Annotated in this window: 7 protein-coding genes; all 7 read right to left on the bottom strand. The window is 47.6% G+C overall.

From position 1 onward, the window contains the following. Window positions 1-66: 66 nt before the first annotated feature. Window positions 67-1,173, bottom strand: a complete 1,107-nt coding sequence (locus tag HUB64_RS11985) for a GTP-binding protein (protein ID WP_173497057.1) — start codon at window positions 1,171-1,173, stop codon at window positions 67-69. Window positions 1,174-1,428: 255 nt separating this feature from the next. Continuing rightward, window positions 1,429-2,847 carry a DEAD/DEAH box helicase gene (locus HUB64_RS11980; protein ID WP_131522993.1) on the bottom strand — a complete coding sequence of 473 codons (1,419 nt, stop codon included), beginning with the start codon at window positions 2,845-2,847 and terminating at the stop codon, window positions 1,429-1,431. Window positions 2,848-2,976: 129 nt separating this feature from the next. Further along, on the bottom strand, window positions 2,977-6,024 hold the full coding sequence (locus HUB64_RS11975; protein WP_105249783.1) for an EAL domain-containing protein: 3,048 nt from the start codon (window positions 6,022-6,024) through the stop codon (window positions 2,977-2,979). A 128-nt stretch (window positions 6,025-6,152) separates the two neighbouring features. Next, window positions 6,153-7,772: a glycogen synthase gene (locus tag HUB64_RS11970; RefSeq protein ID WP_173497056.1), complete on the bottom strand. Its 1,620-nt coding sequence runs from the start codon at window positions 7,770-7,772 to the stop codon at window positions 6,153-6,155. Between the two features lie 103 nt (window positions 7,773-7,875). Next, a complete protein-coding gene (gene glgC, locus HUB64_RS11965) occupies window positions 7,876-9,138 on the bottom strand; it encodes a glucose-1-phosphate adenylyltransferase (RefSeq protein ID WP_006085131.1) in 1,263 nt (420 codons plus the stop codon). After that, window positions 9,131-9,262, bottom strand: a complete 132-nt coding sequence (locus tag HUB64_RS23315) for a hypothetical protein (RefSeq protein WP_263145093.1) — start codon at window positions 9,260-9,262, stop codon at window positions 9,131-9,133. The genes glgC and HUB64_RS23315 overlap by 8 nt, the downstream gene beginning before the upstream one ends. A 60-nt stretch (window positions 9,263-9,322) precedes the next feature. Further along, window positions 9,323-11,857, bottom strand: coding sequence for a glycogen/starch/alpha-glucan phosphorylase (locus HUB64_RS11960; protein ID WP_173497055.1), 2,535 nt, complete (start codon window positions 11,855-11,857; stop codon window positions 9,323-9,325). Between the last annotated feature and the right edge of the window lie 18 nt (window positions 11,858-11,875).

The raw sequence follows: 11,875 nt of genomic DNA, 5'->3' as shown, positions 1-11,875 counted from the left end.
GTTCCCACCAAACCCGCCCCTCTTATCTTTGCTCACACCTGTAATAAAGAGTGATGGGGAACTCTGTTAGCTAAGACAAGCAATCAACTGCAGCTCAATCTCGTCCCAATTGACGTCGTCCATGGTAATCATTTCTAGTCTGGAATCTAAGGTGTCATCGAGTTCAACTACAGTAAACTCATGGTCAATCCAGTTAAATCCCGCAATTCCATCAGTAGTGATCATCACGGCCTTTAATCTAAGCAACACTTGCCCAACGTTGGATGACTGAGCTTGCCGCTGAATAAAATCCATTAATTTATCAAAATCAAATTCTTGGCTCGGTTCAAACACCCAGCCGCAGCTAAAACAACCTTCACCTTGATTCTGCTTTCGCACTATACCGCGATCATCAAAATCAAGTGCGGCTTCGATTGCACCTTCGGCAAAGAGGCTCAACTCACTCAAGCGAGAACCACCAGCACGAAACAAGCTTGGGGCCGTCGTCGGTAGACTACCCAGCTTTAGGCCCGCGCTAGCATGCCCATTTATATTGAGTGACACGCGCCTTGGCTGGTTAAGATAGTCCAGTAAAGCGCTAGGTAAAGACTGTTGATTAGAGTGGCTCACTACAGGAATATCAGTACGTTCAATATGGCTTAAATAAGTCTGCAATTCATAGAGTAACTTAGTATTTTCAGCATCATACAAGTCAGACTTAGTTGCGATGATCACATCGGCCACTTGCAACTGTTGGATAAAATTTGCATGTTCGCGATAGCGAGGATCGTGGATCTTACGCGCGTCCACCAAACATAGGGTACTACGCAGTGAAATCACATTCTGATAATGGGGCGCACTCAGTACTTTAATGATTTCATTAGGATGCCCAAGCCCAGTCGGTTCAATCAATAAGCGGTCAGGTTTCGCTTTCGCAATCAACTGATTGATTGCCACTTGCGTCGGCACGCCTGCGGCGCAGCACATACAGCCACCCGCAACCTCACGAATTTGTATGCCGTTATCGGAGGAGTTCAGTAACCCCGCATCAATGCCGACCTCACCAAATTCATTGACCAGCACAGCCCAAATTTCATCCGCGGGTTTAGTCGCCAGCAATTGCTTAATCAGGGAGGTTTTACCTACGCCTAAAAAACCTGTAATGATATTGGTGGGAATCGCTTTGATAATCATAAGGAAACTCGCTCGAATAAAAAGCTTGGCGCTCGAGTGTAGAAGTATTGGCTTTGAAGCTCAACAAAAAGCGCATCGGTGAGGATGCGCTTTTAGAATAGCGACAGGCTATGTAGCAAAATATGCAACTGACTATTCAACAGTCAAATCAACAAACTAGGTAACCGTTAGACGGCTAAGCTAATAGGCACTTTGCACTTATTAGCCTTGATTGTTGTGCTTAGCTTATTTTGACTTAACTTATTTTGACTTAGCCTATTTTGACTTATTGGTGCGAGAGCCAAAACCTGACTTATTGCTCACCAAATTCGACTTAGGTTTAGTTGCATTAAACGGCTTACCTGAGCCAGAAGCTGGCTTAGCACGGCTAGAGGATTTATCGGCACTGGTTTTGCTATCCTGCGCTTTACCTTTAGCGTACTTACCCTGACGAGACTGACCAATAGTACGATCCTGCGGCGCCTTATGGCTCCACTTTCCAATCGGCTTAATCGGTGCCGCGGGCGCATCACGGTAACGGGCAGGCAAAGGCGTGCCTTCTTCATAACCCGGTTGTACCGACACGGGCAGTTTCTGCTCAATCAAGGCTTCAATTTCAGCGAGCATTTCATCGTCAGAAGGTGAAACAAACGAAATCGCGCGACCCGTTAATCCTGCTCGGCCAGTACGACCAATACGATGGATATAGTCTTCGGCGAGGAAAGGTAATTCAAGGTTGATCACCATAGGCAAGGCATGAATGTCTAAACCACGAGCGGCCACATCGGTCGCCACCAGCACCCGCAATTTACCGGCTTTAAACTCTTCCAACACCCGATTACGGGCGCCTTGTGTTTTATCGCCGTGGAATACACCAGCGGCTATGCCATCCAGCTTTAATTCTTGTAATAAATGCTCGGCGCTTTCTTTCGTGCTGGCAAACACCAGCACTTGGCGCCAATTATTACGGCCAACGAGCTCTGACAACAGCTCGGCTTTACGACGTTTATCAACGCGATAGACTTCCTGCACAACTGTGGATGCGGTAGTCGTGTCAGCAACATTCACCCACTGAGGTTCATTCAGCATTTTCTCGGCGAGTTGTTTGACAGCATCGCTATATGTGGCTGAAAACAACATGGTTTGATGCTGTGGCGCAATTAAGCGTTTCACTTTTTCAATGTCGCGCACAAAACCCATGTCTAACATGCGGTCGGCTTCGTCGATCACTAATGTGGTCACGCTCGACAAATCTAACTGGAATTGGCCAATAATGTCGAATAAACGACCAGGAGTTGCCACCAAAATATCAACGCCCTGCTCTACCCCTTTACGCTGGGGATTCATGTTAGCACCGCCGTAAACAGCCAAGGTTTTCAGTGGTAGGAACTGGCTGTATTTTTGGATATTTTCGCAGACTTGAATCGCAAGTTCGCGAGTTGGCGTCATCACCAACGCGCGTAAAATCGGTTTATCATTGCTGTCGCTTGTTAAAGACTCGGCCGCCAACTTTTCAAGTACAGGCAGAGCAAAGGAAGCCGTCTTACCTGTACCCGTTTGGGCGCAGGCCATAATGTCTTTGCCTTCAAAGGCAAGCGGGATCACTTTCTCTTGCACTTGAGTGAGTTGCTGATAGCCACACTCAGTTATCGCATTCAAAATAGGAGAAGATAAACCGAGTGTTTCAAATTTCATAGGGACTCTTTAGCTAAGTAGTAAAACTTTGATGCGAGGTGATACTCAATGCCCCAACGCGGGGCCGCGGAGTCTAGCAAAATCCGCGGCGTTTTTATAGGCAATTATCGCCACTAAGTTAATATCTCCTCAGACATGGGAGACTAAAAGCGGATCCTGTAAGTATTTTCGGCTAAATTCACCCGCAGGCACAGGTCTTGAGAACAAGTAACCTTGGCCGTAGTCACAGCCTGCAGCCAACAACACTTGGCACTGCGCATCGGTTTCGACACCTTCGGCAATCACCTTCATTCCCAACTTGTGGGCCATCACGATAATCGCCTCACAGAGAATTTGATCGTTTGAATCGGTATCAATATGGCGGGTAAAAGATTGATCAATTTTAAGATAATCGATATCAAACTTTTTCAAATAGGCAAGTGACGAATAGCCAGTACCAAAATCGTCCAGCGACACTTGCACACCCGCATCGCGGTAGGCCAGTAGTTTTTCGGTCACGCCCATACTGGCATCCAATAACAGGCCTTCGGTAATTTCAACGCACACGCCCGCGCCTGTAATATTAAGATCTTGCAATAACTTCAACCAATCATTGAGCAGCGTGCCTTCATCACGAAATTGGATTGGGGATTTATTGACGCTGATTTGGATTTCAACCCCTAATTCATGACGCCACGCCGCACTCTGGCGAGCGGCTTGCTCGAACACCCAATTGCCGATTTCAACAATCAAGCCAGTATCCTCCGCCACAGGAATAAACTCAGCAGGCGACACAGCACCACGCTCTGCATGATGCCAGCGGATCAAGGCTTCAGCCTTGGTCACTTCACCCGTTGCTAAGGCAACAATCGGCTGATAATGCAGTTCAAATTCTTTATTCACGACCGCTTGACGTAAGTCTTGGATCAAGCGCATGCGGTATTTGGCGTATTCCTGCATCGATGGAGTGAAATAGTTGAAGCGATTACGCCCTTGATCTTTCGCCGCATACATAGCCTGATCCGCATGCTTGAGAAGCCCTTCAATACTGGTCGAATCATCGGGATATAAAGTAATCCCAATACTGACGCTGATATAAGCGGTTTCTTCCCCTAACACATAGGGTTCGGCAATTCGTCGCAAAATATTCTCGGCGACGCGCTCAATCCCCTTATGGTCTTCCATCGAACTTAACACCACAGTAAATTCATCGCCGCCAAGACGCGCCACGACGTCGGCATCACGCACACAGGATTTCAAACGACTCGCGGTTTCTATCAGCAGTAAATCGCCCATGGCATGGCCTAAGGTGTCATTCACTTCTTTAAAGAAATCTAAGTCCAAGAACAATAAAGCAAAGTGGTTGCGATTGCGGTCGGCATTTTTCACTTCGCTGCTTAAATACTCCAACAACATGCGCCGATTGGGCAACCCCGTCAGCGTATCGTAGTTGGCTTGTTTCCAAATCAGATGCTCATTTTGCTTCTTATCGGTAATGTCTGAGAACAGGGCAACACGTCGATAGGGATGGCCTTCTTTGTCATTAATGGTATTGATGGTTAACCAGATGACATATTCTTCGCCATTTTTGCGCCGCTGCCACATTTCCCCCTGCCATTGGCCTTTCTCGCGGATATCATTATTCATTTTGGTGTAAAAATCGCGGCCATTGAGGTCACAATAAAGCAGCCGAATATGTTGGTCCCGCACTTCAAATTCGCGATAACCCGTCATCACACTAAAGGCGGCATTGACGGTAATAATCACGCCCTTTTCATCGAGGACACTCATGGCTTCAGAGCTGTTATCGTAAACCAGTGCCGACAACTTTAAGGATTCTTCGATAAGTTTTGCGTCGGTAATATCGGTATAGGTTCCACACATACGCAGAGCATTGTTGTTTGCATCTCTGCTCACGACTTTACCTGTATCAAGGATCCACCGCACCTTACGGTTTACGGTATTTAAGCGGTACTCCATCTTATGTTGCGCCGTTTCGCCACGAATATGGGCCTCAATCGAATGCAGCACTTTAGGCCTGTCTTCGGCGACTATCGCATCCATCCATTGGCGACTATTAGCGTTGAGCATATCAACATCGCAGCCAAGAATATCGGCGCTGCGGGCGTTACGTTCGATACGATCATTACGAATATCCCAATCCCACACCCCAAGATCGCTACTACTCAACACCAGTTCGAGTTGTTCACGGCTAGCGAGCACCTCTTGGTCAGCAATGGCCTGTGAGGTGATATCTAAATATCCAGCAATAACAAGCAACACGGCATTATTACCACCGCGCTTACAGGCGACTGTCATATGGGTGTAAACCACGCTGCCGTCTTTAACGATAAAACGTTTATCCATCTCGTAATTATCGATATCCCCCCGCAGCATAAGCTCAAATTTCAGGGCATCCGCTTCTAAATCATCGGGATGGGTAATTTGTGCCCACGTCATCCGTAGCAATTCAGCTTCTGAATACTTGAGCATTTGACATAACCGTGGATTCACCTTTATCCACTTTTGATCTATCCCCGTTATTGCAATACCAATATTGCCCGCGTTGAATTGGCTCCTAAAAAGAAAATCATCCTGCAGACGAATTTGTTCATCACGCTCTAATTCAAAACGTCGCGATAACAAGCGGCTCAATAGCCAAGTCGCAATCGGGAAAATGGTCAATACTGGGAGGGTCACTTTGGCGAGTAATGGCATTGCTATGCCATCGGGTAGAAATAAGAACCACAACAACATCACGATATGAACGGTATAGGCAAAGAGAAAAATTTCTCCACCTGAAATATTGGCTAACAGAGACTTACGATATTGACGCCAGATCACCCCGATTAAACCGGATGACACTATCACGCCGACGCCAATCCATATACCAGCGCCACCGATACTGATGCGATACAGCGCCGTCATCACGACAGCCACTAAGGTCGGTAAACCACCGAAAAATAGACCAGAAATACAGAGAATAACTGAACGGGTATCAAAGAAAACGCCAGGCAAATATACCCAAGGCGTACTCATAATAGTGATACCAATACCACCGATGAGCATCCCAATAATGATGCGCCACAGTAAAAAATACTGCCGCTGATGCTTTTTAGGAATCACGTCGTACAAAAAGACCAACGCCAGCAATAAAGCCGCATTTTGTACTAACGGAAAGAGAATACCTTTATCCATAACTCAGAGAGCGACTCCAAAAATGAGGGGGCTTGATACCATTTTAACATTCCCCCACAAGTGTAGCAGAATCACTTAGAAATCATGCGTTAATTCCCTTTGCCGCATCACACTTTGGACTTACCACATTACATTTTGCAATAGAGTTGTTGACGATATTGCTCTGCAATAGAATGCCAGTCAAAACGCTGTGCCATGGCCGCAGCACGCACTTGTGGCCATGTTTTCCCCTCGAAACAAGCAATGGCTTGCGTCAACCTTTGCAGAAACGCTTCGGCCTGCTCATTTAAGCTATTGCCGTTAAAAGCAAAACCATTAACGCCATCCTCAACGGTATCCTTTAAACCGCCTACACTATGCACTAAACATGGCTGTCCCGCGCGCATGGCCAACATTTGACTGATGCCACAGGGCTCAAAGGAACTTGGCATCAAAAACAGATCGCCATGCTGATACAGCGCTTCGGATAACGCCTCGTTGTATCCCTGCAAAAATAATAGGTTATCGTATTTAGCCCCTAACGCTTGAAAAGACTTAGCAATCGATGCATCGCCACTGCCGAGTAAAATCAGCAGCGCCGTCGGTTTTGTTTGCTTCAATGCTTTAAGTAAGGTTTCAAGCACAGATAAACCCGAGGGCAATTGATGGCGCAGCAGTAAGACTTTTTGATCGGTCAAACGGCCCACCGAAGTCAATAACAGATTCGGTACTTGCTCCGCCATTGCTTGACGCCAATGGGCTTGGGTGCGGGCAAAAGCAATCATGTCCACGCCACTCACTTGCGTTTGATGCCCCTGCCATTGCACTAACGCAGTTTCAATCGCACTGAGCAATTGCTTGAACTCGGGTACTTGAATACGCGCAGGTGGCTTAGCGGGTAAATCCGATACTGACGAATATACACAGCCATTTAAAATCCCCACCACTTTGCCGTCATTGGCCTTGACCTGTAAGTCATGTTCTAGCCCTTCACCACCAAAGAATCCCGCCTCTGGTTTGGAGGGCTGCAACACTTCCTTGGCATAACTGGGCGAGACTAAATGCACTTTGTCGCTCAGCACTATGCCCATACGCATAGGGTTAACACAGTAGGGATAACGGGGATCAGTAATTAACTGTTTTTGCCCCAGCGTCAAAGTGGCAAACAGCTCGGGAAACCAAGCCGCAAAGGAGGATGAGTCTTGGCTTAAGGGACGTATCCCCTGCAGTGCAAGATTGTGGATAGAGAACACACACTCAATTTCTTTGAGAACACTGAACTCAGGCACGAATGCTCTTAACATGGCTAAGCAGCCCGCATGCCAGTCATGTAAATGCAGCACAGTCGGCATAGGCACTCGGCCAGTAACTAATGCTGTCGCGACGCTCGCGCAAAGGAAAGCAAACTTAGTCGCATCGTCGGCGAAAGGACGCTCGGCACTGCCTTGGCTATAAATCTGCCCAGGTACGGATTGCCATAATGCATGTTCGAGCAGATAAATCATCGCCTCTGGCACATGGGGATGGGGCATGGCAAACAAATGCACTCGCTCCAAGCGACCACCAAAGGCCACAGTTAACTCACCCAGATCTTGGGGTTGATTCGCTACCGCAGTTAAAAAGCCATAGCTTGGCATGATCACATCGGCGCACAAATCAACACCCGCCAGAGCGGCGGGTAAATCACGGATGACATCCGCCATACCGCCAACCTTGGCGCCCGCAAGGGCACCGTTTTCAGCCGCGACCATCAAAATGCGTTGTTTCAATTAATTGGATACTCCCGCTACTTCAACTGTGCAGCTTTTATTAAGCTGCCTATACCTAAGCCATTTTTACTTTAATGATCAGTTTACTTTAATGATCAAAGCACTATTCATAGCCTACAGGCAAACCTAGCATGTCACGGGTCACTAAGGTGACGCCTTTTTCCGACACCCTAAAGCCTTTAGCTCTGTCGTGATCATGGTTATAACCTATCACCATGCCTTCGGGAATAATGCAGCCACGGTCAAGTATCGCATTCTTGATTTTGCAATGGCGCAGCACGACTACATCGGGTAGCACTACTGAATCTTCAACTAACGAATAAGAACAAACGCGCACTTCGTTAAACAATACACTACGGCGCACTGTCGCCCCCGAAATAATACAACCGCCCGAAACAATCGAGTCCAACGCCATACCGCGTCTATCATCGTCATCAAACACAAATTTAGCGGGTGGTAATTGTTCTTGGAAAGTCCAAATTGGCCATTTCGCATCGTACAAATTCAGTGCTGGCGTAGGCGATAACAGTTCCATATTCGCTTGCCAGAAAGAGTCTAGCGTACCCACATCGCGCCAATAGGCTTGCTCGTTCGGGAAAGCGCTCTTAAAGGGATAGGCGAACACATTATGTTTTTCGATGATCGCAGGAATAATATCCTTACCAAAATCGCGATCTGAGCTTTCATTTAAGGCATCTTTCTTGAGCTGGTCAAACAAAAACTCTGTGTTAAACACATAGTTGCCCATAGACGCTAAACACATTTCAGGATTACCCGGAGAATGCTTAGGTTGCAGCGGCTTTTCTTCAAAGCCTAAAATGCGCATCTCTTCATCGACTTCCATCACCCCAAACGAACCCGCAGCTTCGGCAATCGGCACTTCAAGGCAAGAGACTGTCATATCTGCGCCCGACTCGGCATGCGCGGCTAATAACCCAGCATAATCCATGCGATACACGTGATCGCCAGACAACACCATCACGTATTTAGGCAGCTCGTGGCGAATGATATCGATATTTTGAAATACCGCATCGGCCGTGCCTTGGTACCAGTTTTCCGAATAGCGTTGTGAAGCGGGTAAAATCTCCACCGACTCGCCCAGCTCCTTCTTAAAATGGCCCCAACCGCGCATAACATGACGGATCAAAGAATGCGACTTGTACTGAGTCACAACCCCGACACGACGAATACCCGAGTTGATACAATTTGAGAGCGGGAAATCGATAATACGAAACTTACCACCGAAATACAGTGCAGGTTTAGCACGCCAATCCGTGAGTTCATGCAAGCGAGACCCGCGCCCACCAGCTAAAATCAACGCATAGGTTTCACGAGTTAAATTACTGATATAACGAACATTAGACATAGGCTCTTACTCCGAAATCGGCAAACTGATTGCCCATAAATGGCTTATCGATACGGCAGACACTGCCGTACTCCCCTGAGTATTTCTCACTTGCATTCCCCATTCCTTCCATTGATTGCTGCATTCCTTTCAAACACTTATACTCATCCGCTATAACAAGAGACTTATAACCCAAAGCCCAACCCTACAGTTTCCAAATTTCATCGCGATAACCCGCGATCGTCACATCACTCGAAAAACGTCCACTGGCGGCGGTATTGCGAATACTCATCTGCGTCCACACCTGCGGATCTTTATAGGCCCGCGCCACGGCTTCTTGCACGACTCGGTAACTGTCAAAGTCGGCGGCCGTCATCCATTGATCGTCGCTACTTTCGATGGCGGTAATAATGGGATCGAAAATCCCCGGCTCCAGCAGATTGAAGTGACCACTTTTGAGTAACTTCATCACCTCAGATAACGCCGGTGAATCATCAATAATACTGCGCGGATGATAGTGACTACGTACCTGCGAGACCTGCTCCGCATTGAGTCCGAACAGGAAGAAGTTCTCTGAGCCCACTTCCTCTAACATCTCGATATTGGCGCCATCCATAGTGCCGATTGTCAGGGCGCCGTTCATCATGAACTTCATATTGCCCGTGCCCGATGCCTCTTTGCCCGCGGTTGAAATTTGCTCGGATAAGTCAGTCCCCGGACAGATTTTTTCCATGGCGCTGACGTTGTAGTTTGGTAAGAAAGCAAAGCGTAGGTAAGGCGTCACCATAGGATCGGAATTGACCATATGAGCAACATTGCTGGCGAGCTTGATGATCAACTTAGCCATAAAGTAACCGGGCGCCGCTTTACCGCCGATCAATACACAACGTGGCACCATGTTTTCGGTGTGGCCTTGCTGGATCTGGTGATAGAGATGGATCACATGCAAGATATTGAGTAACTGACGTTTATATTCGTGAATACGCTTCACTTGCACGTCAAACAGCATCGCCGGATCGAACTCAACCCCACATTCCTTAACAATCATCTTAGCCAGCAAAGCCTTGTTGGCTTGCTTCACATCACGCCATTTTTGGATAAACGCATTGTCCTGTGTGAGGGCATTGAGCGCCGTTAACTGGCTTAAGTCTGTCACCCATTCTTGACCTAAATGGGCGGTCAGTAACTTAGCTAAGGCAGGGTTACAATGGGCAAGCCAACGCCTTGGCGTCACACCATTGGTACGGTTATTAAACTTATGCGGCCACAACTCATAGAAATCCTTAAACAACCCAGATTTGAGTAGTTGCGTGTGTAAACCCGCGACACCGTTGACCGAGAAACTCGCCACAATCGCCAAATACGCCATACGCACATGGGGATGTGGACCATCTTGAATAATTGACATACTCGCCAATTTCTCACTATTTCCTGGCCAATGGTGGGCGACTATATCTAAGTAACGGGCGTTGATTTCATAAATGATTTCTAAGATGCGTGGCAACATTTGCGCCATCATACGCACGGGCCAACGCTCTAATGCTTCAGGCAACAGGGTATGGTTGGTGTAAGCCATGGTCTGACTGGTAATCGCCCACGCACTGTCCCATTCCAAACCGTATTCGTCGATCAATAACCGCATCAACTCAGGCACGGCAATGCTAGGGTGAGTGTCATTCAACTGCATGACATTTTTAGCGGCAAACTGCGTAAAATCATGACCATGACGACTCACCCAACGTTTGAGTAAATCCTGCAAGCTAGCGGAGGATAAAAAGTATTGCTGACGTAATCGCAGCTCTTTGCCGTTCTCGCTCGCATCATTTGGATAGAGCACCATAGTGATCTGCTCGGCCAAGTTTTTACGGGCCACGGCTTCCGTGTAGTCGCCTTGGTTAAACTCAGCTAAATCAAAATCATCGGTCGCTTCAGCCTTCCACAATCTCAAGGTATTTACCCGCCCATTGCGATAACCAGGAACTGGCATGTCATAGGCAACGGCGAGCACATCTTGGGTTTCAACCCAAATAATGTGCCGACGGCCTTGTTTATCGACATAGGATTCGGTATGACCAAAAAATGGCACTATTACGTTGTGAGTAGGGACACGCACTTCCCACGGATTGCCTTCGCGCAACCAACGGTCAGGGCGTTCAACTTGGTAACCGTCGACTATCTTCTGGGCGAACATGCCATATTCGTAACGTATGCCATAGCCTGTCACTGATAAGTCCATGCTGGCGCAGCTATCGAGGAAACACGCGGCTAATCGACCTAGGCCGCCATTACCTAAACCAGCATCATGTTCGGCCTCTTCTAACTCTTCTAGCGATACGGCATAGTTGCTCAAGGCATCACGGCTATCTTGTTGCAAATCTAAACTCAGTAGTGCATTACCTAGTGCTCGGCCCATCAAAAATTCGAGGGATAAATACGCCACTTGCTTGCGCTTAAAATGGCTGTCATCCACTCGAGTCTGACGCCAATTATCTAGCATCTGTTCTTTCACGCTGTAAGCTAACGCTTGAAATAATTCGCAGCTCACGCCTTCGCCACGGCTGAGTCCATAACGTAAATGGCGCTCAAAAGAAGCGGGCAAAGCATCGCAGGGTTCACAGGGCTCAGCGGCTTTAGACTTAGTCTGACGCTTAGCGGGAGCCTTCTTGCTCGCGGCTTTTGACTGAGCTAGTGTTACTGGTTTTTCGCTGGTATTGGGGCTCAGCTCGCTTTTGTCACTCATAGTTAATTCCTTCATTTC

It is taken from the genome of Shewanella sp. ISTPL2 (assembly GCF_013283205.1).
In the GTDB taxonomy this organism is placed as follows: domain Bacteria; phylum Pseudomonadota; class Gammaproteobacteria; order Enterobacterales; family Shewanellaceae; genus Shewanella; species Shewanella oncorhynchi.
The sequence above is the reverse complement of the archived record's forward strand: the minus strand, read 5'-3'. Positions and strand labels throughout refer to the sequence as shown.